This is a genomic window from Streptomyces sp. NBC_01481 (genome assembly GCF_026339995.1).
Classification (GTDB): domain Bacteria; phylum Actinomycetota; class Actinomycetes; order Streptomycetales; family Streptomycetaceae; genus Streptomyces.
On record NZ_JAPEPT010000001.1, the window covers coordinates 1208539 to 1232629 of the forward strand.

Below are 24091 nucleotides of genomic sequence, written 5' to 3' on the forward strand. Positions count from 1 at the left end.
CTGACCGGCTCCGAGCTCACAGGCTCCGAAGCCTCACACCCAGCCCTCCCCCTGGGAGATCCTTATGGCGTCGACCCGGTTGCGGGCCCCCGTCTTGCGGGTGATGGCCGCCATGTAATTGCGCACCGTGCCGCTGGACAGATGGAGACTGCTCGCGATGTCGGCGATCGAGGCTCCCTCGGCCGCGAGTGACAGCACACTCAACTCCCGTCTCGTCAGCGGCATCTCGGCCGCCTTGAGGAAGCTGAAGCCCAGCGAGTAGTCGACGAAGCGCTCCCCCCGCGCCACCTGCCGGATCGCCGCGATCAGGCGCTCGGGAGTGCCCTCCTTGTCGACGTAGCCGATGGCGTGTGCCTCGACCGCGCGCCGGAGCGGACCTGGCCGGTTTGCGCTGGCGAGTACCAGCAGCCGGCCGTTCGCGGCTCCTTTGAGCCGCCCGCGCAGCTCACCGAGCGGCGCGATGCCGTACGAGTCCTCGCACTCCAGGTCGACGGCGCAGACGTCGGGCGCGAGCGACCGCGCGAGCCCCGGCGCGGTGCGCCACGGCGCGTGGGAGACCTCCAGGTCCGGCTCATCAGCGAGCCTGTCCGCCAGCGCCGAGCGCAGCAGTCCAGCGTCGTGCACGAGAAGTACCCGGATCACGTATCGCCCCCTCAGCTCCCGCCCACCGGTTTGCTCCGTGCAGCACGCAAACATTGTGGTCGGCGTTGCACCGACACGGGCACGGAGATCCAGCCAAAGGGGTGGCAAGAGGGGCGCACGGGCCGGGGGTGAACGCCCGGCGTGCGCGACCGCGTGCGCGGGTCAGGCCCCTCTAGCGGGCGCGCCCCGGCGCAGCCGGCCTCGACGGCGCCGACGGAGTCGTCAGGTCGATCAGACGGCAGACGGTCTCGATGTCGATCTTCACCTGTGCGATCGACGCGCGCCCCGACAGCCAGGTGATCAGCGCGGAGTGCCAGGTGTGCTCGATCACGCGGACCGCGGACAGCTGCTCGGGCGTCGGGTTCTCCAGGCCCATCGCGTCGAGAATGATCGCCGTCGTCTGCCGGGAGACCGTGTCCACTTCTGGGCTCACGCTGCGGTCCGCGAAGGTCAGCGCCCGCACCATCGCGTCCGCGAGATGCGGCTCGCGCTGCAGCGCGCGGAAGGCCCGCATCAGCGTCTCGGAGACGCGCTCCGCCGCGCTGTCACCGGCCGGGGGGCGTTTGCGCAGCGTGGTGTGCATGTGCTGGAGCTGGTCCTGCATGGTCGCGACCAGCAGATGGATCTTGGAGGGGAAGTAGCGGTAGAGCGTGCCGAGCGCGACCCCGGCGGCCTCGGCGACCTCGCGCATCTGCACCGCGTCGAAGCCGCCGCGGCTGGCCAGCTGCGCGCTGGCGTGCAGGATGCGACGGCGGCGCGCCTCCTGGCGTTCTGTCAGGGGCGGCGACGCAGGCCCCGCCGACTTGGCTTCCGCTGTCATGTTTCCCGTTCCACGCACGAGTCCGGATCGCACAGCATGGCAGCGTGCCCGTCGTGGCGCGAATCACCTGATCCGGCCCTTACAGCGGCGCTACCTGCCGGTAGATTCGAAGCTCCTTGAGCGATCAAGTCTGAAACTTGTTCTAGATTAGCGTGAGCGGTTACGCTCCGGCGAAAACGCAGTGAGAAGGGGGCCGTGGGTGACCGCTGAGGCCATAGAGGCCGGCCCTCGTACGGGTCGGTCCGGCGGCGGTGACGAGCCGCTGCGCATCGCGCTCCTCACCTACAAGGGCAACCCCTTCTGCGGCGGCCAGGGCGTCTACGTACGCCACCTCTCGCGCGAACTCGCCCGCCTCGGTCACAGCGTCGAAGTGATCGGCGCGCAGCCCTATCCCGTACTCGACGAGGGCGTGCCGCTCACCGAGCTCGCCAGCCTCGATCTGTACCGCAGCCCGGACCCCTTCCGCACCCCGAAGCGCGGCGAGTACCGCGACTGGATCGACGCGCTCGAAGTCGCGACGATGTGGACCGGGGGCTTTCCCGAGCCGCTGACCTTCTCGCTGCGCGCGAGGCGTCATCTGGCCGCGCGGCGCGGCGAGTTCGACGTCGTCCACGACAACCAGACCCTGGGCTACGGGCTGCTCGGCGACCTCGGCGCGCCCCTGGTCACCACGATCCACCACCCCATCACCGTCGACCGGCAGCTGGAGATCGACGCCGCGGAGCACTGGAAGCGGCGGGCCTCCGTACGGCGTTGGTACGGCTTCACGCGGATGCAGAAGCGGGTCGCGCGGCGGCTGCCGTCCGTACTGACCGTCTCCGGCTCCTCGCAGCAGGAGATCGTCGACCACCTCGGCGTACGGCCGGAGCGCGTCCGGGTCGTCCACATCGGGGCCGACACGGATCTCTGGTCGCCGGACCCCGCGGTCGCGGAGGTCCCCGGCCGGATCGTCACCACCTCCAGCGCCGACGTCCCGCTCAAGGGCCTCGTGCACCTGGTCGAAGCGCTCGCGAAGCTCCGTACGGAGAACCCGGCCGCGCACCTCGTCGTCGTCGGCAAGCGGGCCGAGGACGGGCCCGTCGCGCAGCTCATCGAGCGGTACGGGCTCCAGGACGCGGTCCGGTTCGTCAAGGGCATCACCGACGCGGAGCTCGTCGACCTCGTACGAGGCGCGCAGATCGCGTGTGTGCCGTCGCTGTACGAGGGCTTCTCGCTGCCCGCGGCCGAGGCGATGGCGACGGGGACGCCGCTGGTCGCCACGACCGGGGGAGCGATCCCGGAGGTCTCCGGGCCGGACGGGGAGACCTGCCTGGCCGTCCCACCGGGCGACGCGGGCGCGCTCGCCGCGGCGCTGGGCAGGCTGCTGGGCGACCCCGAACTCCGGTCCCGGCTGGGGAGAGCGGGCCGGGAACGGGTGCTGGCGCGCTTCACCTGGGCGAGGGCGGCGCAGGGGACGGCGGAGCTGTACCGCGAGGCGATCGCGGTACGGGGCCGCGCGGCGCGGGGGGCCGCGCGGTGAGCTCTGCCCGCTCCGCGGCCACAAATGTGGGCCGGAGGCCCACGGCCCGGGCCTGCCCGGCCACGGCACCCGCCCGCACGGCCACAGCCACGTGCCGCAGGCCCACAGCCCCGCCCCCCTCGGCCATCGCCACGGCAACTCGAACCACCCCCGACCGCGAAAGCAGGTCCACGTGCTGACCGTCGACTTCTCCCGCTTCCCGCTCGCCGCAGGCGACCGCGTGCTCGATCTCGGCTGTGGCGCCGGGCGGCACGCGTTCGAGTGCTACCGGCGCGGAGCTCAGGTCGTCGCCCTCGACCAGAACGGCGAGGAGATCCGCGAGGTCGCCAAGTGGTTCGCCGCGATGAAGGAGGCCGGTGAGGCCCCCGAGGGCGCCACCGCCACCGCGATGGAGGGCGACGCCCTCAACCTCCCCTTCCCCGACGAGTCCTTCGACGTCGTGATCATCTCCGAGGTCATGGAGCACATCCCCGACGACAAGGGCGTCCTCGCCGAGATGGTCCGGGTGCTGAAGCCCGGTGGGCGCATCGCCGTCACCGTGCCCCGCTACGGGCCCGAGAAGATCTGCTGGGCGCTCAGCGACGCGTACCACGAGGTCGAGGGCGGCCACATCCGCATCTACAAGGCCGACGAGCTGCTCGGCAAGATGAGGGAAGCCGGACTGAAGCCGTACGGCACGCACCACGCGCACGCGCTGCACTCGCCGTACTGGTGGCTCAAGTGCGCGTTCGGCGTCGACAACGACAAGGCGCTGCCGGTCCGCGCGTACCACAAGCTGCTGGTCTGGGACATCATGAAGAAGCCCCTGGTCACCCGGCTCGCGGAGCAGGCGCTCAACCCGGTCGTCGGCAAGAGCTTCGTGGCGTACGCGACCAAGCCGCACCTGCCTGCGGTGGCTGCCAAGTGACAACTCCCGGGCGTACGGAACACCTTGTCCTGCCCGGAGTGCTCACCGCCGAGCAGGCCGCCGAGACGGTCGCGGGCATACGCGCGATGCAGCGCGAGGACGGTGCGATCCCGTGGTTCAGGGGGCACCACCTCGACCCCTGGGACCACACCGAGGCGGCCATGGCGCTGGACGCGGCCGGTGAGCACGAGGCGGCGGCCCGTGCGTACGAGTGGCTGCTGCGGCACCAGAACCCCGACGGGTCCTGGTACGCGGCCTACCACGACGGCGAGGCCGGCCGGCCCACCGACCGCGGCCGCGAGAGCAACTTCTGCGCGTACATCGCCGTCGGCGTCTGGCACCACTATCTGGCCACCGGGGACGAGGTGTTCCTCGACCGGATGTGGCCCGCCGTGTTCGGGGCGATCGAGTTCGTGCTGGAGCTGCAGCAGCCGGGCGGCCAGATCGGCTGGAAGCGCGAGGCGGACGGTACGCCGGTCAACGACGCTCTGCTGACGGGCAGTTCGTCCGTCCACCAGGCGCTGCGGTGCGCGCTGGCGATCGCCGAGGAACGCGAGGAGCCGCAGCCGGACTGGGAGTTGGCGGCGGGCGCACTTGCGCACGCGATCCGCAAGCACCCCGAGCGCTTCCTCGACAAGAGCCACTACTCCATGGACTGGTACTACCCGGTCCTCGGGGGCGCGCTGACCGGCGCGGAGGCCAAGTCCCGTATCGAGGAGTCGTGGGACGACTTCGTCGTTCCGGGTCTCGGTGTGCGGTGTGTGCTGCCCAACCCGTGGGTGACAGGCGGCGAGAGCTGCGAACTCGCGCTGGCGCTGTGGGTGATGGGGGAGTCCGACCGGGCGCTGGAGATCCTGCAGTCCGTGCAGCATCTGCGGACCGAGGACGGGATGTACTGGACGGGTTACGTCTTCGAGGAGAACCGCGCGGTGTGGCCGGAGGAGGTCACGTCGTGGACGGCGGGGGCGCTGCTGCTGGCGGTGGCGGCGCTGGGGGGCGACGAGGCGACGGTGGCGGTGTTCGGCGGGGAGCGACTGCCGGTGGGGCTGGCGCCGGACTGCTGCTAGCCCGTGCGGGGGGCGGGCGGTGCGCCTGCGGCGGGCCTTTCCCCTACCCGCCCCTTCCCGGACTGGGGGCAAGCCCTCAGACCCCCGTACGCGCTTCGCGCGTGTCCTCAAACGCCGGACGGGCTGAATAATTCAGCCCCGTGGGGGTCCCCCCGGACGAAGTCTGGGGGAGTTTGAGGCGCGGGGTCCGGGGCGGAGCCCCGGTTACGGGAAGGGGCGGGGTGGGGTGAAGCCCCGCGCAGCGGACCCGCACCGCGGACCCCGCTACCGCCGCAGGCGACCCGCCACCCCGTGCCCCACCACCAGGTACACGACCGCCGCCAGCCCATACCCGGCCACCACCCTCGCCCACGCCTCGTCGAACGTGAACAGGTCGTAGGACCAGCCGGCCAGCCAGCGGGCCACGTCCTGGATGAAGCTCACCAGGTCGTTGGCGCGGTTGGCGTCCAGTAGGTACATCAGGATCCAGAGGCCGAGGATGACGGCCATGACATCGGCCACGATGGTGATGACCTTCGCGGCCTGCAGCGTTCCGTTCCGACGACTAGGGCTCATACACATCGGGTTGCCGCTTGTGAGCCTGTGAAACCTTGGTTGAGCTCGGCCAGCACGCGCAGGGTGTGAAGGTCCGGCGCGGTCACCAGCAGGTCCGTGACCGGGCCCTTGCGCCACATTTCCAGCCGTTCCGCGATCCGGGCGCGCGGTCCGACGAGGGAGATCTCGTCGGCGAAGGCGTCGGGCACCGCCAGGACCGCCTCCTCGCGGCGGCCTTCGGCGAAGAGTTGCTGGATGTGCCGGGCCTCCGACTCGTATCCCATGCGCGCCATCAGGTCGGCGTGGAAGTTACGGGCCGCATGGCCCATGCCGCCGATGTAGAAGCCGAGCATCGCCTTGACCGGCAGCAGCCCTTCTGCGACGTCGTCGCAGACCTTGGCGCGGGCCATGGGGGCGATCAGGAAGCCCTCCGGAAGGCCGGTGAGCGAGGCCTCGTACACGTCTGTCCGCAGCGGGGACCAGTACAGCGGGAGCCAGCCGTCGGCGATGCGCGTCGTCTGGGCGATGTTCTTCGGGCCCTCGGCGCCGAGCAGCAGCGGCAGCGAGGCGCGCAGGGGATGCGTGATCGGCTTGAGGGGTTTGCCGATACCCGTGGCGTCGTCGCCGCGGTACGGGTGGGAGTGGTAGCGGCCCGCCAGCTCAACGGGGGCCTCGCGCCGAAGGACTTGGCGGATGACGTCGACGTATTCGCGGGTCGCCGTCAGCGGGCTCTTGGGGAACGGGCGCCCGTACCAGCCCTCCACGACCTGCGGGCCCGACAGGCCGAGCCCGAGCATCATCCGGCCGCCGGAGAGATGGTCGAGGGTGAGCGCGTGCATGGCGGTGGCCGTCGGCGTGCGGGCGGCCATCTGCGCGATCGCCGTGCCGAGGCGGATCCGGGAGGTGTGCGCGGCGATCCAGGTGAGCGGGGTGAAGGCGTCGGAGCCCCAGGCCTCGGCCGTCCACACGGAGTCGTAGCCGAGGCGTTCGGCCTTGCGCGCGAGCTCCAGGTGGGCGGGGTCGGGGCCGCGGCCCCAGTAGCCGAGTGCGAGCCCGAGTCGCATGGCGATCCCTTCTGACGGTACGTCAGGTCGGGGCAGACTGTACGACAACGGCCCCTCGCCCGGAAGGGCGAAGGGCCGTGCTCGGTCGGGGCGCGGGATCAGCCGCGCTGGATACCGCTCGTGTCCTGGAGGACACCCCGGCGGCCGTCCTGCGTCTGGGCCACCAGGCCCGGACCGCGCTGCTCGACCGCGAGGTACCACGTGCCGGGCGCGAGCTCGGCGATCGGGGTCGGCGAACCGTCCTCACCGAACAGCGGACGGGCCACCGGCACCGCGAACCAGAACGGCGTGAAGTCGGCCGGAGCACCCGCCTGCTGCGGCGCGGCCGGAGCCGGCTGCTGCTGACCCGGCTGCGGCTGGGCGCCGTAGGGCTGGGGCTGACCCGGCTGAGCGCCGTAGGGCTGCGGCTGGCCGCCGCCCGGGTAGCCGTAACCGGCTCCGGCGACGCCCGGCTGCGCGCCGTACGGGGTCGCCGGGGGCTTCGGGGCGCCCATGAGTGGCGCCTTGAAGGCCGGGACGATCAGCGAGCAGACCGCGCCCGCCGCGAGCGCGAGCGCCGCGATGAAGCCGAGGATGAGGCCGGTGCCCGAGTCGATGCCGCTGTCGCCGAGGTCCAGCGAGCCCGCCGGGTCGAAGATCGCGCCGAGCGCGCTCCACGCCGTGAAGAGCGTCAGGGCGACACCGAGCTGGCCGAGGTCGAGGCCGATGACCTTCGGCGGCTGCGGCAGCGCACGGGAGGTAACGATCAGTGCCGCGCCGATGATGCCCGCCAAGTAGACACCCAGGAGCAGGGAACCGTTGTCCCAGGCGGTCGGCACGTCGTCGCAGTTGGAACCGGAGCAGTCGAACGTGTCGAGGAACGAGGCGATGAACAGCAACACCGCTGCTCCGATCACCACGCCATCGCCTCGAGTGAGGGAGCGGATGTTCACGTAAAAGTCCTTCGTCGGTCGTCTCATCGGGGCGGTCGTCGCTGCCGCCGGTGCGGCGGTGTGCACGGCGCGGAGCTCGGGGGTGACTCCCCATCGTAGAGGTGAATGTATCGTCTGCCCGATCCGGCCGTCTGCCGGGTATCGCAGTTACCCCTGGAGGTAGCCGGCGATGCCGTCCGCCATTCCCTGGGCGGCCAGTTGGCGCCACGCCGAGTCTTTCAGCAGGGCGGCGTCCTGTGGGTCACGCATATTGCCGCATTCGATGAATACCTTGGGCACGCTGGACAGATTGAGGCCGCCCAGATCCTTGCGCACGTCCAACCCGGTGCCGTCGCCCACGTAGTTGGAGGGCGCGCTGCCGGTCGCGCGTACGAACCGTCCGGCGATCCTTTCGCCCAGTTCACGCGAGGGGCCGACGATGTTCGTGGTGTCCGCGGCACCCGCCTTGACCAGGGCGGGAAGGATGACATGGAAGCCGCGATCGCCGACGGACGCGCCGTCCGCGTGGACGGAGACGACGGCATCGGCCTTGGCCTTGTTGCCGATCCGGGCGCGCTCGTCGACGCAGGGACCGAACGCCCGGTTGTTGTCGTGGGTGAATTGAACCGTTGCGCCCTGCTTTTCCAGCAGTCTGCGAAGACGTTGTGAAACATCGCGGGTGAATTCGGCCTCGGTGTAACCGTCGGCGGTGGCGGTGCCCGTCGTGTCGCATTCCTTGCGATTGGTTCCGATGTCCACGAGCTTGTTGATCTCGCTCGTGTGCTGGAAATTGCCGGGGTTGTGCCCGGGGTCGACGACCACGACCTTCCCGGCCAGCGGCCCCGTCCCGCCCTTCTCCCCGTCCGAAGACTTCGAGGGTGACTTCGAGGGCGAGGCGGGGGTGCTGCTCGCGGAGGTCGCCGGGCTGCCCGGCTTGCCCGCCGTCGCCTGCCCGCTCGGAAGCGGCAGCACCTTCGGCGGCTCGTTCTCCTCCGGGCCGCTCATCGTCTGCCACACCAGCCACCCCGCCAGGGCGGTCGGCACCAGCGCGGCGATCGCGATGGTGAGATTGCCCCGCCCGATACGGCGCGGCCGGGCGGCGGGAGGCTGGTTCTCGTCGTACGACACCCTGGCGATGCTAGCCCGCTGCTCAGATCCCCGGCCCCGTGCGGCGCAGGACGCGCAGGGAGTCGGTCACCGAGACCTCGGTGAACGCCCCGGACGCGAGTGCCCGCAGGTACACGCGGTACGGCGCCTGGCCCGTCCACTCGTCGACCGGGTCGGGGAAGACGTCGTGGATCACCAGCAGTCCGCCCTCGGCGACATGCGGCGCCCAGCCCTCGTAGTCCGCGGCCGCGTGCTCGTCGGTGTGCCCGCCGTCGATGAAGACCAGCCCCAGTGGCGTACCCCACACCTTGGCGACCTGCGGCGAGCGGCCCACGACCGCGATGACGTGGTCCTCCAGACCGGCCCTGTGCAGGGTGCGACGGAAGGTGGGAAGCGTGTCCATCCGGCCGATCTCGGGGTCCACGGTCTCCGCGTCGTGGTAGTCCCAGCCCGGCTGCTGCTCCTCGCTGCCGCGGTGGTGGTCGACCGTGACGGCCGTCGTACCCGCCTCCCGGGCGGCGTCGGCGAGCAGGATCGTCGAGCGCCCGCAGTACGTGCCCACCTCCAGCAGCGGCAGGCCAAGACCGCCCGCCTCGGCGGCGGCGGCATACAGGGCGAGCCCTTCCCGTACCGGCATGAAGCCCTTGGCGGCCTCGAAGGCGGCGAGGGTCTCCGGCTTGGGCGCGGCGGCCATGGTTCCTCCTGGTCGTACGGGGTGTCCGGCCGCCCATCGTGCCTCACGCGTCGCACTCGAACCACATCGTCTTGCCGCCTGGCATGGGCGTGACGCCCCAGCGGTCGGTCACCGCCTCGACGAGCAGCAGCCCGCGCCCGCCCTCGTCGAGCTCATCGCCTCCGCATTCGGGGCGTACCGGGCGGGGGCAGTGCGGGTGCTTGTCCGCGACCTCGACCCGCAGCCCGTCGGGCCGCCGCAGGATGAGCAGCGTGCACCGCCTGCCGGGCACGTGCCGCACCACATTGGCGACCAGCTCGGTCAGCGCCAGCTCGGCGGCGTCGGTCAGCCCGGGCATCTCCCAGCGGGTCAGGAACGTCCGCAGGATGCGCCGCAGATGCCGCGCGGAGTGAGTACCCACCGTGAAGCCCATGCGGTAGCAGCCTTCAATCGTCGCTGGTGGGCAGTCAGTTACGTGATTCATGTCACCAGAGTGGAGTGGCGCGCTTACGCTCGGCCATGACCGGAAACGTACGCCGCGAGGCGTTTGCTTGGGGGTGACCGCCGCGTGGTCAACATCCGCGACCTGGATCCCAGCGCATCACCGCTGGACTACTACGGCTCCGAACTGCGCCGCCTGAGAGAGGACGCCGGGCTGAAGCAGGGCGAGCTGGGCGTCGCCGTCTTCTGTACGGCGTCGCTGGTCGGCCAGATCGAGACGGCGAGGAAGGTGCCGACGCGGGACTTCTCGGAGCGCGTTGACGCGGCGCTGGGGACGGGCGGGGTGTTTTCACGGCTGGTGGGACTTGTGCTGCGGAGCCAGCTGCCGAGCTGGTTCCAGGCGTACGCGGAGATGGAGGCGCGAGCGGCGTACATCTCGTCATTTCAGGCGCAGTTGGTGGATGGCCTGCTGCAAACCGAGGCGTACGCGCGGGCGGTCCTCGGTGTCCGGACCGAGGAGAACCTCGACGCGAAGGTGGCCGCTCGGATGGAGCGTCAGCGCATCCTGGAGCGCGAGAATCCGCCACTGAGCTGGGTGGTGCTGAGCGAGGCCGTATTACGCCAGGAGGTCGGCGGTCGGGACGTCATGCGGAACCAACTCGCCCACTTGTTGGGCCTGCGTGGGCGGGAGTGGGTGCAGGTTCAGATCCTGCCCTTCGTGGCCGGTGCCAATGCCGGGCAGATGGGCTCGTTCAACCTTCTGCGGTTCGAGGATGACCCGGACCTCGTCTATACCGAGGACTTCGTCCAGGGCCATATGACGGCCAATCCGCAAGCTTTCAGGGAAGGTTTGCTCCGTTACGATCACTTGCAGGCCGCCGCGCTCTCCGTGGAGGATTCGGCGGCACTGATCGCCCGCGTAATGGAGGAGCGCTATGGCCACGAAGCAGGATCTGACGGGCGCGCGGTGGCGTAAGTCGTCGTACAGCGGCGACACCGGCGGCCAGTGCATCGAGTGCGCGCCGCTCGGTGCGACCGCCTGGCGCAAGTCGACGTACAGCGGCGACACCGGAGGCGAGTGCATCGAGGTCGCCGCCCGGCCCTGCCGTATCGCCGTCCGCGACTCCAAGAACCCCGACGGCCCCGCCTTCGCCGTCACCCCGGCCGCCTTCGCGGCCTTCGTCACGGCCGCCGCCGAGGGCGGTCTCTGACTGCTGCAAGCGAGTGCGGCCGGTGGAGCCGAGGTCCATGATTCTCCTCTCCGCTCCACCGGCCACCTTCAACTCCCGCCTACAACTGCCGGTCTCCTTGCCAGGTGATTGACGTCAGAGCCGCCAGACCACCATGTGCCAGGCCTCGGTGGTCACTTGCATGGCATGCGCGGCGGGCGCTCGGCGTGCGGGGCCCGATAGGACAACTGACGAGCGCCGGCTATATCAGTGAGGGGAGGCTGTTTCGCGGCCAGTGGCCGAGCCAGAAGGCGGCTGTGGACGGCTCCGACTGCCCTTGGGTGGAGCCGTTGTGAGGCAGGTACTCGGTGGGAGCGATGTATCCGTCGCCGGGGTCGAGACGGATGCGTAGGCACCGCAGGCTCTGTCCGTCGGCGACATAGCGGCGCAGGTCGTCGGTGTGCGGGTAGCGGTTAGAGAAGTCGCACGGGTGTACGGCTCGGCATAGGGTCTGCGCGTCCAGCTCACAGACCACGAGGTACCGGGCGCCGGGGCCGAGGTTGAGGCACAGCCGCCGCCGTCCTGTGTGCTTGGCCGTGTAGGAGAGCTTGTCCCAGTCGTCGAGGTGGAGACCGATGCGACGCCCGTCCATGTAGTTGTCCGTGGTGGTCAGGCAGTTCGGCTTGCTGGAGGCCTGGCCCAGGTAGACGGCGTCGGGATCGCCGAGGCGGGCGGCCAAGTTCTCCAGCGGCATGTTGGCTGGACCGGGCGGCCTCACGACTTCCATGAGGGTGCCGTCCTGCGCCGTTGTGCCTGGACGGAGGGCACGGGCGGTGTCGGTGCTGAGCGGCTGCCAGGGCTCGGAGGGGATGACAGCGGTGTCTTCGTACGCGGGCTCTCCCGACACGGCGCGGACGTCGGCCACCTCGCACCGACCCAGTAAGGCAGCGACGTGGTTGTAGACGATGCTCAGGGGCATGCAGGTCCTCCGTCAGCGTTCCTCGAAGTCGTCGCCGTAGGTCACGTCCAGCTCGGCCAGCAGTGCCTCAGCCATGTCTGCCTGCTGTGCGCGGTCGATAAGGACCTTCGCCAGGCGGTGGACGCCGCGCACCGTCGACAGGTCGTTGCCGCGCAGGTCCAGTCCCTGATAGCGGCCCCGGCCGAATTCGGTCAGCCGCAACGTGCAGTCGCTGAACACAGCGTCGGTGAGGTCGCAGTCGGTGAACGAGGCTTCCGACAGTGCACACTTGGAGAAGGCGAGAGGCCCGGTGACTCGGACCTTGGCGAAGGCGGTGTAGTCGAGCTTGCAGTTCTCGAAGAGGACTTCGTCAAGGGCGAGGCCGTCGAAGGTTGCGCCCATGACCTTGCAGTTTCGGAACACGACGCGGGACAGCTTGCTGTCGGCCCACTGGGCGGTGCCGAGGTTGCAGGCGTCGAACTCGACGGAGTGCAGGTTCAACGACTGGAGCTGGACGCGGGCAGCGCGCAGACCCGTGATGCGGCCGGTAATGAGCTGGGTGTCGGCCAGCTCGAGCGCGCGGAGGTCGGCGTCGGCGTACAGAAACTCCTGAACGCTACCGCGGCTGGATTCGAGGGAGGTGACGTTGGCCAGGTACGGGCCCGGCTGGTCGAAGTCGGGCAGGGTGAGCCGGGCACGGCCGAAGGATCGGGAATCCACAAGCTGTCGTCTCCCATTCGGGGCGGGTAGGGGCAGGCCGCGCGAGTAAGGCCGCGGCCCGCCGCGGTGAAGCTACTTCTTCTTGTTCCAGTTGTCCCAGGTGGGCCGGTTGTCGAACTTCGGTGTGCTGTTCGCCCACGTGGGTCGATTGTCGAACTTCGAGACAGGGACGAGGGTGGTCAGGCGTATCAGGGCCCGGAATGTGTCGGCCGAATCCAGTACCCGGTCAGTGGCTGTGAGCGTGGGCATGGCGGTTGACTCCTTCGAATAGGGCGATCTTCGAGGTGGTGCAGTATCGGGTGCGGGTGCCGTCCATCCGCCCCTGGTGTTCGAAGTACCGGTTTGCTGGATGGGCGCCGCCACAGAAGCTGAAGTAGGGGCATGTGGCCTTGCAGGCGTCGACTCCGCTCCAGAATTCGGACAACCAGCGGGTGCGCTGGTGCGCCTCGGCCAGGAGCACGTCGAGGCCGGTGTGCAGGACGTTGCCAGTGGTGAAGTCGCCGAAGCGTTCGTCGGTGAACCCCGCGAGCTCGGGAGATATGAGCACCACGCCGCCGTCGTAGGCGATCGTGGGCAACGGGTCCCATGCCTGGAGGACTGGGGGCGATCCCACGTCGCCGTCGAGCACCGATCCGGCGAAGTCCAGGACCCGGTCGACTTCCCGAAGCTGGAGGACGGGGTTGTCGTGCCAGGCCGATGTGAGGGCTTCCCAGAAGCCGGCTGCCTGCTCGAAGTCCTGGCCACCGGTGACGTTGACGCCCTCCTGCTCCTCGATGTTGACGCCGAGGGAATGGCAGCCGAGATCGACGAAGAACTCGTACAAGTCGGCTGCCCGCGCGGGGTCCGGGTGGGAGACCACGGCGATCGCCGAGAAGGGAATGCCGTGGTGGCGGAGGCGGTCGATCCCGCGTTTGATCAGCCGATAGGCCGGGTGCCCCGCCCGGGTGACCCGATGGGTGTTCATGTCCTCCGGACCGTCGACGCTGACGCCGACGCCAATGTCTCGTTCCAGCAGGAAAGTGCACCAGGCGTCATCGAGGAGCACAGCGTTCGTCTGAAGGGTGTGCTTTACACCCCGGAACGGGTCCATGAGCGCGGCAAGATACTCCCGGCCGGTGGCAAGGGGTTCGCCGCCGTGCCACACCACCTCGAACTGCGGATCGTCTTGGGCACACCTATTGACCGGGTCGGCGACGGCTTGTGCCACCGGCATCGGCATGAGGTGCTTCGTCTTGCGGAAGGGCAGGTAGCAGTAGGTGCAGTCGAGTGGCTGGCACAGCGTCGTCGGCTGCATGATGACCGCGCGAGGCACGTCGGCGAGGCGCGTCACTGGTGGTCTCGGATCCAGTGCGCCAGGGCGAACGCCTGCTCTGCGGCGCAGCCACCGAGGTTCACGTAGGCCTTGCCGTTCACCTCGCCCTCTCCTCGGGCTGAGGGAAGTTTGACGCCGATCGACTCCAGAGCGTCGCTCAACTCCCTTGCGGCATTGGCGGAGATGCTGTCGAGAGGCCTGGAACCGGTCTTCGCGACGGGCACAGGTGTCACCACCGATCTTGATGGCTGCTGTTAGAGGTGTAGACAGCATCGACAAGGGGACCGGCCTGACTCAAGAAATTTGCAGGGCCTTGCACGCATTCACTCCAAGGCGTCGATGGCCTCGGAGATCAGCGCGCGAGCCGGTTTGCCGTAGCAGGCGATCCCAGCGAGGTCGGAGAACATGCGGGCGTACATGGACACCTCGCTGGGCTGCTTCACCGTCACCTGAGCTGTGGCCAATTCGATGATCACCTGCTCGTCATCGAAGATCCAGAAGCCTTCCAGGGGCCACATCGTGCGGTCAGCTGTCATGGGGATGATGCCGAGGCTGACCTGTTGGAGGACGGAGACGGTCAGGAGGTGGCCGAGCTGGTTGGCCATGGTCTCCGCGGTACCGAACCGCGACCTGAGCGCGGTCTCTTCCAGCAGGATGCCGAACTTTCGGTTCGCGTCGCGCAGCACGCGCTGCCTGCCCAGGCGCACGTCGACGGCGTCTTCGGTGTCATCTGGGATGTTCCAGTAGCCGATGATGCGGCTCATGATCGACCGGGCGTAGTCGCGGGTCTGCAACAGGCCTGGGATGACGCCTGGTTCGTAGATGCGGAAGTGCCGTGTGCGCTCGTACAAGGGGACGTGCGCCTCCTGGACGGGACGCAGCCCTTCCCGCTGCAGCCGCCGCCACTCGACGTACATCTCCTCAATGTTGTGCGCGGTAGCGAGAAGGTCGGGGTACGTCTCGGGCACCTGACACAGTTCCGCGTACTGGCGTAGGTCGTCGTCGGACGGCGTCGTCACGCCGTTCTCTATGCGGGACGCTTTCGACTCACTCCAGCCGGCACGGGCCGCGAAGGCCCGTGCGGTCCTGAAGCCGCTTGCCTTACGGATCTCTCGAAGCCGACCGCCCAGGGCTTGCCGGGCGTCCTGGACGGCTGAAGATGGCGACGATGCCACAGCTCTACTTCGGTGTCGTGCGCTCAGGCGGGCCGGTATTCCGCGTGGGGGATCGCGCGTTCCCACACGGCTTCGAAGGCACTCGCGCACAGCTTGAGAACCGTCGGGTCCTTCGTGAGCTCCATCCAGTCAGGTGCCGTCTCACCGTCCCCAGTGAAGTGGAGGACCAAGACTGTCTGATTGTCGAACACCCAGAAGTCATTGCCGGGGAAGGCAATGTCCGTTGCCCGGCGGCGCGGCAGCCAGCGGATCTGCTCGCCTGCCTCCACGTTGGCATCCGAGACGTAGTGCTCGAACCGGACGTAGTCCGACTCCGGGACCGAGAAGACCCGGGCCCGGCGAATGGCGACCCCACGCTCGGTGGCATCGCGTACCCACTTGAGCCACTGCTGGAAGTCGGCGTCATCACCAACCGGATCTGTCAGAGTCCCGTTCTGCCAGGCGATGAACGCCGGGTCCGAGGTCATGTACCCGTCGCGCATCTCCAGGTGCACGGCCGACTGCTGGGCTGACGCCAGCAGATCCTCAAAGGTCGGTGCCTTCGTCACGTCGCATCTCCAAGAAGAACTGAACCATCCGCCGGGGGATCTCGACGACGGTCTCGTGGCCGGGGATGTCATCGAGCTGCTTCAGGCGGTCCTCGTCCTCGATCCGCCATCCCTGGACGACATACGAGTCCTTCTCGTCGTCCAGGTAGATCGTGGGGGATCCGCCGGACTTACTCTCCGGGTCCTTGCCAAGCTTGTGCAGAGCCATGGTGCCCTCCTCGCTCGGTGTTGCCGATCTATGAGCTAGAACTCTTGCATTCAAATCCGGGGCAGTGCACGGAACTTGCACGAACTTGCTGTGACTCGGAGAGAGCCGCCTCGCCGAAATGTGCGCGTGAAACACCGGACTGGGCAGGTTGGGAACAGGCCGCACGGGCCCAGGTCAGCTTCACAACTCACCCAACCCGTGCGGCCCTTCTCATGTCACGGCCCGACCGGGACGATCACCATGTCCGCCGAGGCCGTAAAGCTGCCCGGCCTGAATCGCTTCTGCGGGGACCTCGAAGACGATCTCGAGCCCGTTGCGCTCGTTCCCCTGCTCGCCGACGCGCGTGAAACCGAAGCCCGCGATGGTGGCCAGGGAGGCGTTGTTGTCGGATCTGATAGTGGCCCGCACGGTCCTGACACCGGGTTCGGCGGCGGCCCTGACGAGCAGCGCCGTCAGCATGGCGCGGGCATAGCCCTGGCGGCGGTACCCGGGCACGACGGTGTAGCCGACCTCGACCATGCCGGCCTCGTCCGGCGGCCCGTGGAACCCGGCGTCGCCGACGACGGCCCCGTCCGGCTCGGACACCGCGGCCCGCGTGATCCAGGGCGCGGCAGACGGGTCCTCGGCGAGCTGGTCAGCGCGATGGCCGAAGATCCAGCGGGCCCGGTCGCAGACGAAGTATTCGTCAAGGGCGACCCTGGCCTCGGCGCTGCCGCCAGCGAGGTCACCGTCGGCAAGCGCCCGCAGCGCCTTTGCGCTGAGCTCGACGAAGCGGACGCGTTTGGGGATGGGGAGAGGTTCGTTATTCATCGCGGAGATGCTCGCCCAGCACCGGAGGGCTGTCCACCGCTTTACGGCCTCGGCGGACATGGTGATCGTCCCGGTCGGGCCGTGACATGAGAAGGGCCGTCCGGACGCCGCGCTTCGACACAACAGTGCTGTGTGACCTATTGCGGCGGAAGGGGTTGACCCTGACCCTACGTCAGGGTTGGAGCCTGGTCGCATGACGAACAGCAGCACTACCTCAGCTCGGCTCGCTCCGTCGGTCGGAGGGTTCCAGGAGATCGACGGCCGCCGCATTTTCGTGCATCGGTCGGGCAGCGGCGGACCGGCCGTGGTGTTCCTGCCGGGCGCCAGCGCGGTCGGCCTGGACTATTTCGGTGTCCAGCAGGGGGTTTCGCAGTTCACCACCGCCGTTGTGTACGACCGCGGCGGCACGGGCTACAGCGATCCCCTCCCGCTGCCGCGCACCGCCGCTGCGGTCGCCACGGAACTGCGCGAGCTGCTGCGCGCCCAGAACATCGCCGCCCCATACGTTCTGGTGGCGCACTCCCTCGGCGGCTTCTACGCGCATCGGTTCGCGCAGCTGTACCCGCAGGACGTGGCCGGACTGGTCTGGTTGGACGCCTTCCATCGCGACTGGGACGACTTCATGCCTCCCACGGCGGGTCTAACCGTGGTTGAGCAGATGGCACCTGATCGGGAGCAGCTGGAACAGATGCGCCCGGCCCTGCGCGAGATGTTCGCAGAGTTGCTCGCGGACTACCCGGAGCACGTGCGGCAGGCGCTGATCGAGGCCAAGATGAGTGAGGAATGGACCGACGCCGGCATCGCCGAGCGCACCAAGTTGGCCGAACTCGCCACCGAAGTGCGGGCCGGGCCGAACATTCCCGACGTCCCGGTGGTTGCTCTCACCGTGGTGGGCACCGACCCCGGCCAGCAGGCGCTGACGTCGGAGCGGACGTTGCAAGAGATGCATGACGGCAGGACGAGACTGGACGCGGCCTTGGCGAGCGGGGTCTCGCACGGGGAGCAACGCATCATCTCTGACACCGCCCACCACCGGCTCTGCTTCGACCGGCCCGATGCCGTGGTCCAGGCGGTCCGCGACGTCGTCGACCGGGCGGCTCGCACCTAGACTCGGCACGACCCACGAAGACCCGAAGACCCGAGGAGGACGGTGCTCACGATCGGCCAGCTGGCGGCGACCGCTGGTGTGACCGTGCGCACCGTTCGCCACTACCACCACGTCGGCCTGTTGTCCGAGCCCGAGCGCGATGCCTCCGGCTACCGCCGCTACAGCGCGCAAGCGGCGGTGGATCTCATCCGGATCAGGACCCTCGCCGATGCCGGGGTGCCACTGGCCCGTATCGACGCGCTGCTGCATGCACAGCCGACCGAATTCGCCGCGGCCATCACCGACATCGACGCCGAATTGCAGCGCAAGATCGACCAGCTCACCGAATACCGCTGGAGGATCGCCGAACTGGCGAGCGGCGAAAGGCTTGTCCTGCCCCCTGAGGTGGTCGCCATCCTGAACCGGATGCGCAGTCTCGGGGTCAGCGAACGGAGGGTACGAGTCGAGCGCGACTCGTGGATCCTGATGCAGGCACTGGATCCGCACGTCATGCCGCAGCGGATACGGGACAAGAACGCCGGCTTCGACGACCCTGAGACGACGCGCCTGTATCTCGCCTGTGATCAATCAGTCGACTGGGATCCGCACGATCCACGCCTGGACCGGCTCATCGACGACCTGGACGCATGGGAGATCAAACACGAACGAGACAGCAACCGGGCAGGGTACCTGAAGCTGGTCTCGTCCCGGATCTCCGAGGCATCACCGGCATGGCAACGCATCGTCGATGCGCTCGTCCACCGCGCCAAGCGGCGCCGACCTGCCGGGCACGACAGCTGAAGCCAGCACCCTGGTCGCGTCCGAAGGCGCGGCGGATGTCCGGTACCTCGGATTGACTGAGACACAGCAGCAGATGCCCGAGATTGACAGAGACGTACAACCAGATGCGTCACAAAGACCGAGACCCTCTCGGCTTCAGAGAGACGGGACCAACAAGACAGGACACCACCAGACGGTCAACGGCATGCCAGAACGCGTATCTGACCTTCCGTCAGATTGGAACGTGTTCTAGTCTGCCCGCATGGGCATCGGAATCACGCAGGAGCAGCTCGCGTTGGCCGAGTCGGTGCGCGGCTGGCTCGCCCGCGCCGTGCCACCCGAGGCCGTGCGGAAGCTGCTCGACGCGCCCGGTGACGGGACCGGGCGGCCCGGGTACTGGGACGGTGCCGCCGAGCAGGGCATCCTCGGCCCGCACCTCGCCGAGGAGCACCGCGGTGGGGGCGGGACGGTGCTCGACCTCGCCGTTGTCCTGGAGGAGACGGGCCGGGCCGCGCTGCCGGGGCCGTATCTGCCCAGCGTGCTCGCTTCCGCCGTGCTGGCCCGCGCGGGCCGGGGCGATCTGGCGGGCGCACTCGCGGGCGGGGAGCGCATCGGGGCCGTCGCGCTCGGCCCCGGGACGCTCACCGCCACCGAAACCCCGGACGGCTACCGGCTCGACGGCACCGCACCGCCCGTGCTCGGCGGCGGGCAGGCGGATCTGCTCGTGCTCGACACCGGGACCGCGTGGTTCGCGGCGGACGGGGACCGCCTCACCGTCCGCGTGCACGAGAGCGCCGACCCGACCCGGCCCACCGCCGAGGTCACCGCGCACGGCGTGACCGTGCCGCGGGACCGCGTGCTGGACATCGACACAGGTCTCGTACGGGACCTCGCCTGCGTGCTGTACGCGGCAGAGGCGTGCGGCACCGCCGCCTGGGCGCTGCACACCGCGGCCGAATACGCCAAGGTGCGCGAGCAGTTCGGGCGGCCCATCGGGCAGTTCCAGGCCGTCAAGCATCTGTGCGCCGACATGCTCGTACGCGTCGAGCAGGCCCGCGCGCTGACGTGGGACGCGGCACGGGCGGTGGACGACACCGAAGAGGTGCGGGGACTCGCGGCAGCGCTGGCGGCGAGTGTCGCGCTCGACGCCGCGTACTCCTGCGCCAAGGACTGCATCCAGGTGCTCGGCGGGATCGGCTTCACCTGGGAGCACGACGCGCACCTGTATCTGCGCCGGGCCCTTGTCGCGCGCCAGTTGCTCGGACCCGGCGACAGCCATCGGCTGCGGGCGGTCCGGCTCGCGGCGAGCGGGGCGCGGCGGGAGCTGAAGCTGGAACTGCCGGCGCAGGCCGCGAGCCACCGGGGACCGGCCCGGGCGGCGTCCGAGAGCGTACGAGGGCTCGACCCCGACGCCGTACGCAGGGAACTCGCACCCACCGGGTACGCCGCACCGCATCTGCCGGAGCCGTACGGCCTTGGCGCGGGAGCGGTCCAGCAGCTCGTCGTGCAGGAGGAGTTGCGGGCCGCCGGGGTGCGGGTGAGCGACCTCGGGATCGCGACCTGGGTGGTGCCTTCGCTCATCGCGTACGGGACGCCCGCCCAGCGGGAGCGCTTCCTCGGGCCGACCCTGCGTGGCGAATTGCGCTGGTGCCAGTTGTTCTCCGAGCCGGGCGCCGGATCGGACCTGGCGAGTCTGCGGACCCGGGCAGAGAAGACCCCGGACGGCTGGCGCGTCAGCGGCCAGAAGGTGTGGACGAGCTCCGCCCAGCGGGCCGACTACGGCATCCTGCTCGCCCGTACCGACCCCGAAGCCCCCAAGCACAAGGGACTCACCTACTTCGTCGTCGACATGAGGCGGACGGACGGAATCGACATCCGGCCGCTGAAGGAGATCACCGGCGACTCCCTCTTCAACGAGGTCTACTTCGACGCTGCGCTGCTGCCGGACGACGCGGTGGTGGGGAAGATCGGCGAGGGCTGGAAGGTCGCCCGCAACACGCTCGGCAACGAACGCGTCCACATGGCCGACCAGATGGCCTTCGACACGGGCCTTGAGGCCCTTCTCGCGCGGGCGTCCGGCCTGGACGGCGCGGACCGCGTACGGATCGGGGCGCTGGCGGCCGAGGCGCACGCCCTCGCCTGCATCGGGCTGCGGACCACGATGCGGCAGGTGTCCGGGCTCGAACCGGGCGCGGGCGCGTCCGTACGCAAACTCATCCAGACCGTGCACCAGCAGAAGACCGCCGAGCTCGGACTCGAACTGCTCGGGCCCGAGGGCGCGTTGAACGAAGGCGCGGGCGCGCGAGCCGTGCACGGCTTTCTCATGTCGCGCTGCCTCACCATCGCGGGCGGCACCACGCAGGTACAGCTCAATGTCGTCGCCGAGCGCATCCTCGGCCTGCCCAGGGACTGAGAGGGAAGACCATGAAGGCGTACATCGTCGGGGTTGGGACGACGAAGTTCGAGAAGCCCGAGTCGAGGGACTGGCAGTACTGGGACATGGCGAAGGAGGCGGGGACGGGCGCGCTCGCCGACGCGGGGATCTCGTACGACCTCGTAGAGCAGGTGCCTGTCGGGTACTGCTTCCAGGCGTCGACAGCGGGGCAGCGGGCCGCGTACGAACTCGGGCTGACCGGTGTGCCCGTCTACAACGTCAACAACAACTGTGCGACCGGCTCGACGGCGCTGATGATGGCGCGGCAGTTCGTCGAGGGCGGCATCAGCGACTGCGTACTGGCGCTCGGCTTCGAGAAGATGACCCGCGGGGCGCTGGGGGCGGGTGCGGACGGCGGGGCCCGCGGCGGAGCCGCCAATGTCGGGGGCGCCACGTCACCCGTCGCCCGGCACTACGGCGTCATGGCGGCCGCGCACGGCTTCGAGATGACACCCCCCACCGCCCAGATCTTCGGCAACGCCGCCCGCGAGCACATGGAGCGGTACGGCACGACCGAGGCGCAGCTCGCCGCCGTCGGCGCCAAGAACCACCGGCACTCGGCGAACAACCCGGAAGCCCAGTTCCAGGACGTCTACTCGGTGGACGAGATCCTCGCCGCGAAGACGATCCACCGGCCGCTGACCAAGCTCCAGTGCTCGCCCACCTCGGACGGCGCGGCCGCGGCCGTGGTCGTCTCCGAGCGTTTCGTCGTCCGGCACGGGCTGCACGACAAGGCCGTGGAGATCGCCGCCCAGGCCATGACCACCGACACCGAGGAGTCCTTCGCCTCCGGCTCCTGCATCGACGTCGTCGGCAAGCCGATGTCGCGGCAGGCAGCAATGAGCGTGTACGAGAAGTCAGGCCTGGGCATCGAGGACGTCGACGTCATCGAGCTGCACGACTGCTTCTCCATCAACGAGCTGCTGACGTATGAGGCGCTCGGCATGTGCGAGGACGGCGAGTCCGGCAAGCTCGTGGAGAGCGGCGCGACGACGTACGGCGGCCGGTGGGTGGTCAACCCGTCGGGCGGCCTGATCTCCAAGGGCCATCCGCTCGGCGCGACCGGTCTGGCCCAGGCGGCCGAACTGGTCCGGCAGTTGAGGGGAGAGGCGGGGCGGCGGCAGGTGGCAGGGGCGCGGGTGGGGCTCGCGCACAACATCGGGCTCGGCGGCGCGGCGGTGGTGACGCTGCTCCGGACGTCCGGGCCCATCACCATCGAGGTCGAACCGCACGGCAACTCCTAGTCTGCCAGCGCAGCGTCAAGCATCCGGCGGGCCACCGCCGTGAGTTCCGCCAGGTCGGGCGCGGGCCGGGTGCGAGCCATCGCGCCGGCGAGGCGGTCGAAGAGCAGGCCGTCCATCCAGGCGACCAGCAGCTCGGCGGCCTCCGGGGGCCGGGCGGCGCCCAGCGCCGCGAGAACGGCGGCCGCACCGGCGCGGGCCGCCAGGCCCGCCCGGTGGAGAGCCGACGCCAACTCCGGCGTGCGCGCAGCCTCAAGGCTGAGCTCGTAGCGGGCGAGCTGGCGCTCGCGGCCCGTGGTCAGCCAGCGGTGCAGCAGCGCCCCGAGCGAGGCCGCGGCCTCCTCCCGCGAGACCGGCTGCCTCAACTCGACGTCGTCCAGGTCCAGTTCCGCGATGCGCGCATAGCATGCGCCAATCAGCGCCGTACGCGTGCGGAAGTAGTACGACGTGCTGCCCGCGGGCAGCCCCGCCGCGGTGTCGATCGCGCGGTGCGTGAGCCCCCGCAGGCCGGCCGCGGCCACGGTGGCGATCGCGGTGTCCGCGATGAGGGTGCGGCGGTCAGGGCTGGACATGCCCTCACTCTACAGTTGTAGAGTGAGGGCTCTACAGGTGTAGAGGATGCCTGAACCGAACGGAGAGGTGTTCCATGCCGAAACGTCACGCGGTGGTGGTCGGGGCCGGAATAGGCGGCCTCACAGCCGGCATCGCACTGCACCGCCGCGGCTGGCACGTCACCGTCTGCGAACGCGCCCCCGAACCCCCCTCCACCGGCGCCGGCATCGGCCTCGCCCCCAACGCCCTGCGTGCACTCGACAGCATCGACGTCGACGCCGCCCACGCCGCCGGCAGCGCCGTACCCACAACGATGGGCCTGCGCCGCTCCGACGGCCAGTGGCTCAGCCGGGCCGACACCGCCGACATGGCAGCCCGTTACGGCATGCCCCCGATCGCCGTCCCGCGCCCGGCCCTTGCCGCGGCCCTGACCGCCGCCCTGCCGCCGGAGGCCCTCCGCTACAGCACCGCCGTGACCGCCGTCGACGACGCCGCGGGCCGCCCGATCATCCGTACGGAAGTCGGCCCGGACCTTCCCGCCGATCTGGTCGTCGCCGCCGACGGCATCCACAGCCCGCTGCGCCGCGCGTACTTCCCCGCCCACCCCGGCCTGCACTACATCGGCGAGACCGCCTGGCGGACCATCGTGGACGCCCCGGACCTCCGGATAGCGGCCATGAGCGAGACCTGGGGGCGGGGCGAGCGGTTCGGCATCACCCCGCTCACCGACGGCCGGTTCTACCTCTACGCCACCGCGGTCGTCCCGGCCGGCACCCGGTCGGCCGACCCCCGCGCCGAACTCCGGCACCGCTTCGGCTTGTGGCACGACCCGATTCCGGCCCTGCTGGACCGCGTCGGGCGACTCGACCCCGCCGACGTCCTCCAGAACGACCTCTACGACCTGGCCGCTCCGCTCCCCACCCTGCACCACGGCCGGATCGCCTGGCTGGGCGACGCCGCCCACGCCATGGCCCCCAACCTCGGCCAGGGCGGCTGCCAGGCCATCGAGGACGCGGTGCTCCTCGCGCACCTGCTTCCCGCCGGAGACGGCGGAGACAGCACAGACTCCGTCCCGGCCGCCCTCGCCGCGTACACCGCCGCCCGCCGCGACCGCACCGACGCCGTGCGCGTCCGCGCCCGCCGGGTCGGCCGCCTGGGCGCCCTCCGTAACCCGCTCGCGGTGGCGGCCCGCGACCTCGCGGTCCGTGCCACCCCTGCCCGCCTTGCCCTGCGCGGCATGGACGACCTGTTCAACGGCTTCCGCCTCCCCGGGTAGCAGGGACCCGCCAGGTTCTTGCGTCGTCGTCAGACGGTCACCGGGGGCACTGTCGGCGGACAGGTTCGGCCGTTGTGAAGCCAGTAAGCGACAAGTCGCGGCGGGCGCGGTCCAGGCGTACTGGAATGGCCCGATT

General features: G+C 69.8%; 28 protein-coding genes. 10 read left to right on the plus strand and 18 right to left on the minus strand.

The window, feature by feature from the left end; all coding sequences use genetic code 11:
- Nucleotides 1-33 precede the first annotated feature (33 nt).
- On the minus strand, nucleotides 34-642 hold the full coding sequence (locus OOK40_RS05540; protein WP_323136037.1) for a response regulator transcription factor: 609 nt from the start codon (nucleotides 640-642) through the stop codon (nucleotides 34-36).
- Nucleotides 643-814: 172 nt separating this feature from the next.
- Nucleotides 815-1462, minus strand: coding sequence for a TetR family transcriptional regulator (locus OOK40_RS05545; RefSeq protein ID WP_266476974.1), 648 nt, complete (start codon nucleotides 1460-1462; stop codon nucleotides 815-817).
- 199 nt (nucleotides 1463-1661) lie between these two features.
- On the opposite strand from OOK40_RS05545, the gene OOK40_RS05550 reads away from it, so the two are divergent.
- From OOK40_RS05550 to OOK40_RS05560, 3 genes are all read left to right on the plus strand, one after another.
- Nucleotides 1662-2981 (plus strand): glycosyltransferase family 4 protein, encoded by a 1320-nt coding sequence (locus tag OOK40_RS05550; RefSeq protein ID WP_266476976.1) that lies wholly within the window; start codon nucleotides 1662-1664, stop codon nucleotides 2979-2981.
- Between the two features lie 172 nt (nucleotides 2982-3153).
- The gene (locus OOK40_RS05555) at nucleotides 3154-3888 is read left to right on the plus strand and encodes a class I SAM-dependent methyltransferase (RefSeq protein ID WP_266476978.1); all 735 of its coding nucleotides are present in this window, start codon (nucleotides 3154-3156) and stop codon (nucleotides 3886-3888) included.
- On the plus strand, nucleotides 3885-4955 hold the full coding sequence (locus tag OOK40_RS05560) for a prenyltransferase/squalene oxidase repeat-containing protein (RefSeq protein ID WP_266476979.1): 1071 nt from the start codon (nucleotides 3885-3887) through the stop codon (nucleotides 4953-4955). The genes OOK40_RS05555 and OOK40_RS05560 overlap by 4 nt, the downstream gene beginning before the upstream one ends.
- 264 nt (nucleotides 4956-5219) lie before the next feature.
- Here OOK40_RS05560 and OOK40_RS05565 read toward each other — a convergent pair whose 3' ends face one another.
- From OOK40_RS05565 to OOK40_RS05590, 6 genes are all read right to left on the minus strand, one after another.
- Nucleotides 5220-5510 (minus strand): hypothetical protein, encoded by a 291-nt coding sequence (locus tag OOK40_RS05565; protein WP_266476980.1) that lies wholly within the window; start codon nucleotides 5508-5510, stop codon nucleotides 5220-5222.
- Entirely contained in the window at nucleotides 5507-6553 is a 1047-nt protein-coding gene (locus OOK40_RS05570; protein ID WP_266476981.1) for an LLM class F420-dependent oxidoreductase, read from the minus strand. The genes OOK40_RS05565 and OOK40_RS05570 overlap by 4 nt, the downstream gene beginning before the upstream one ends.
- Before the next feature lie 98 nt (nucleotides 6554-6651).
- A complete protein-coding gene (locus tag OOK40_RS05575) occupies nucleotides 6652-7485 on the minus strand; it encodes a hypothetical protein (RefSeq protein ID WP_266476982.1) in 834 nt (277 codons plus the stop codon).
- A 147-nt stretch (nucleotides 7486-7632) separates the two neighbouring features.
- Entirely contained in the window at nucleotides 7633-8592 is a 960-nt protein-coding gene (locus OOK40_RS05580) for an N-acetylmuramoyl-L-alanine amidase (RefSeq protein WP_266476983.1), read from the minus strand.
- A gap of 22 nt (nucleotides 8593-8614) precedes the next feature.
- Entirely contained in the window at nucleotides 8615-9265 is a 651-nt protein-coding gene (locus OOK40_RS05585; RefSeq protein WP_266476984.1) for a class I SAM-dependent methyltransferase, read from the minus strand.
- Nucleotides 9266-9308: 43 nt separating this feature from the next.
- Nucleotides 9309-9728: an ATP-binding protein gene (locus tag OOK40_RS05590; protein WP_266476985.1), complete on the minus strand. Its 420-nt coding sequence runs from the start codon at nucleotides 9726-9728 to the stop codon at nucleotides 9309-9311.
- Nucleotides 9729-9812: 84 nt separating this feature from the next.
- Between OOK40_RS05590 and OOK40_RS05595 the strand changes: the two genes are divergently transcribed.
- Both OOK40_RS05595 and OOK40_RS05600 read left to right on the plus strand, forming a co-directional pair.
- Complete coding sequence (locus OOK40_RS05595) at nucleotides 9813-10661, plus strand: helix-turn-helix transcriptional regulator (RefSeq protein ID WP_266476987.1); 849 nt, start codon at nucleotides 9813-9815, stop codon at nucleotides 10659-10661.
- Entirely contained in the window at nucleotides 10621-10896 is a 276-nt protein-coding gene (locus tag OOK40_RS05600) for a DUF397 domain-containing protein (protein ID WP_266476988.1), read from the plus strand. Before OOK40_RS05595 ends, OOK40_RS05600 begins: the two co-directional genes overlap by 41 nt.
- 220 nt (nucleotides 10897-11116) lie before the next feature.
- Here OOK40_RS05600 and OOK40_RS05605 read toward each other — a convergent pair whose 3' ends face one another.
- The 9 genes from OOK40_RS05605 to OOK40_RS05645 form a co-directional block, all read right to left on the minus strand.
- Entirely contained in the window at nucleotides 11117-11833 is a 717-nt protein-coding gene (locus tag OOK40_RS05605; RefSeq protein WP_266476989.1) for a hypothetical protein, read from the minus strand.
- Between the two features lie 12 nt (nucleotides 11834-11845).
- A complete protein-coding gene (locus OOK40_RS05610) occupies nucleotides 11846-12532 on the minus strand; it encodes a pentapeptide repeat-containing protein (RefSeq protein ID WP_266476990.1) in 687 nt (228 codons plus the stop codon).
- Between the two features lie 72 nt (nucleotides 12533-12604).
- A complete protein-coding gene (amcA, locus tag OOK40_RS05615; RefSeq protein ID WP_266476991.1) occupies nucleotides 12605-12781 on the minus strand; it encodes a multiple cyclophane-containing RiPP AmcA in 177 nt (58 codons plus the stop codon).
- Nucleotides 12759-13844, minus strand: coding sequence for a cyclophane-forming radical SAM peptide maturase AmcB (amcB, locus tag OOK40_RS05620; RefSeq protein ID WP_266476992.1), 1086 nt, complete (start codon nucleotides 13842-13844; stop codon nucleotides 12759-12761). Before amcB ends, amcA begins: the two co-directional genes overlap by 23 nt.
- A gap of 14 nt (nucleotides 13845-13858) precedes the next feature.
- Entirely contained in the window at nucleotides 13859-14068 is a 210-nt protein-coding gene (locus OOK40_RS05625; protein ID WP_266476993.1) for a hypothetical protein, read from the minus strand.
- 99 nt (nucleotides 14069-14167) lie between these two features.
- A complete protein-coding gene (locus OOK40_RS05630) occupies nucleotides 14168-15019 on the minus strand; it encodes a helix-turn-helix transcriptional regulator (protein WP_266476995.1) in 852 nt (283 codons plus the stop codon).
- A 23-nt stretch (nucleotides 15020-15042) separates the two neighbouring features.
- Complete coding sequence (locus OOK40_RS05635) at nucleotides 15043-15567, minus strand: DUF6879 family protein (RefSeq protein ID WP_266476997.1); 525 nt, start codon at nucleotides 15565-15567, stop codon at nucleotides 15043-15045.
- Entirely contained in the window at nucleotides 15545-15775 is a 231-nt protein-coding gene (locus tag OOK40_RS05640) for a hypothetical protein (protein ID WP_266476999.1), read from the minus strand. The genes OOK40_RS05635 and OOK40_RS05640 overlap by 23 nt, the downstream gene beginning before the upstream one ends.
- 210 nt (nucleotides 15776-15985) lie before the next feature.
- A complete protein-coding gene (locus OOK40_RS05645) occupies nucleotides 15986-16585 on the minus strand; it encodes a GNAT family N-acetyltransferase (RefSeq protein WP_266477001.1) in 600 nt (199 codons plus the stop codon).
- A 193-nt stretch (nucleotides 16586-16778) separates the two neighbouring features.
- Here OOK40_RS05645 and OOK40_RS05650 point away from each other — a divergent pair, with 193 nt between their 5' ends.
- The 4 genes from OOK40_RS05650 (at nucleotide 16779) to OOK40_RS05665 (ending at nucleotide 22130) form a co-directional block, all read left to right on the plus strand.
- On the plus strand, nucleotides 16779-17693 hold the full coding sequence (locus OOK40_RS05650; RefSeq protein WP_266477002.1) for an alpha/beta fold hydrolase: 915 nt from the start codon (nucleotides 16779-16781) through the stop codon (nucleotides 17691-17693).
- A gap of 42 nt (nucleotides 17694-17735) precedes the next feature.
- Nucleotides 17736-18473 carry a MerR family transcriptional regulator gene (locus OOK40_RS05655; protein WP_266477003.1) on the plus strand — a complete coding sequence of 246 codons (738 nt, stop codon included), beginning with the start codon at nucleotides 17736-17738 and terminating at the stop codon, nucleotides 18471-18473.
- Between the two features lie 241 nt (nucleotides 18474-18714).
- Nucleotides 18715-20865 (plus strand): acyl-CoA dehydrogenase, encoded by a 2151-nt coding sequence (locus OOK40_RS05660; RefSeq protein WP_266477005.1) that lies wholly within the window; start codon nucleotides 18715-18717, stop codon nucleotides 20863-20865.
- 11 nt (nucleotides 20866-20876) lie between these two features.
- Nucleotides 20877-22130 carry a lipid-transfer protein gene (locus OOK40_RS05665; protein ID WP_266477006.1) on the plus strand — a complete coding sequence of 418 codons (1254 nt, stop codon included), beginning with the start codon at nucleotides 20877-20879 and terminating at the stop codon, nucleotides 22128-22130.
- Here the strand turns inward: OOK40_RS05665 and OOK40_RS05670 are convergent.
- Nucleotides 22127-22699: a TetR/AcrR family transcriptional regulator gene (locus OOK40_RS05670; protein ID WP_266477007.1), complete on the minus strand. Its 573-nt coding sequence runs from the start codon at nucleotides 22697-22699 to the stop codon at nucleotides 22127-22129. The two genes, OOK40_RS05665 and OOK40_RS05670, sit on opposite strands and share 4 nt — an antisense overlap.
- 74 nt (nucleotides 22700-22773) lie before the next feature.
- On the opposite strand from OOK40_RS05670, the gene OOK40_RS05675 reads away from it, so the two are divergent.
- Nucleotides 22774-23955, plus strand: a complete 1182-nt coding sequence (locus OOK40_RS05675; RefSeq protein ID WP_266477008.1) for an FAD-dependent monooxygenase — start codon at nucleotides 22774-22776, stop codon at nucleotides 23953-23955.
- Nucleotides 23956-24091 lie beyond the last annotated feature (136 nt).

Coding starts and splice junctions, on each gene's coding strand:
- amcA (WP_266476991.1), bottom strand. CDS start 12,781: ATGCCCACGCTCACAGCCACTGACCGGGTACTGGATTCGGCCGACACA.
- OOK40_RS05665 (WP_266477006.1), top strand. CDS start 20,877: ATGAAGGCGTACATCGTCGGGGTTGGGACGACGAAGTTCGAGAAGCCC.
- OOK40_RS05670 (WP_266477007.1), bottom strand. CDS start 22,699: ATGTCCAGCCCTGACCGCCGCACCCTCATCGCGGACACCGCGATCGCC.
- OOK40_RS05600 (WP_266476988.1), top strand. CDS start 10,621: ATGGCCACGAAGCAGGATCTGACGGGCGCGCGGTGGCGTAAGTCGTCG.
- OOK40_RS05545 (WP_266476974.1), bottom strand. CDS start 1,462: ATGACAGCGGAAGCCAAGTCGGCGGGGCCTGCGTCGCCGCCCCTGACA.
- OOK40_RS05650 (WP_266477002.1), top strand. CDS start 16,779: ATGACGAACAGCAGCACTACCTCAGCTCGGCTCGCTCCGTCGGTCGGA.
- OOK40_RS05565 (WP_266476980.1), bottom strand. CDS start 5,510: ATGAGCCCTAGTCGTCGGAACGGAACGCTGCAGGCCGCGAAGGTCATC.
- OOK40_RS05640 (WP_266476999.1), bottom strand. CDS start 15,775: ATGGCTCTGCACAAGCTTGGCAAGGACCCGGAGAGTAAGTCCGGCGGA.
- OOK40_RS05570 (WP_266476981.1), bottom strand. CDS start 6,553: ATGCGACTCGGGCTCGCACTCGGCTACTGGGGCCGCGGCCCCGACCCC.
- OOK40_RS05645 (WP_266477001.1), bottom strand. CDS start 16,585: ATGAATAACGAACCTCTCCCCATCCCCAAACGCGTCCGCTTCGTCGAG.
- OOK40_RS05660 (WP_266477005.1), top strand. CDS start 18,715: ATGGGCATCGGAATCACGCAGGAGCAGCTCGCGTTGGCCGAGTCGGTG.
- OOK40_RS05675 (WP_266477008.1), top strand. CDS start 22,774: ATGCCGAAACGTCACGCGGTGGTGGTCGGGGCCGGAATAGGCGGCCTC.
- OOK40_RS05605 (WP_266476989.1), bottom strand. CDS start 11,833: ATGCCCCTGAGCATCGTCTACAACCACGTCGCTGCCTTACTGGGTCGG.
- OOK40_RS05590 (WP_266476985.1), bottom strand. CDS start 9,728: ATGAATCACGTAACTGACTGCCCACCAGCGACGATTGAAGGCTGCTAC.
- OOK40_RS05585 (WP_266476984.1), bottom strand. CDS start 9,265: ATGGCCGCCGCGCCCAAGCCGGAGACCCTCGCCGCCTTCGAGGCCGCC.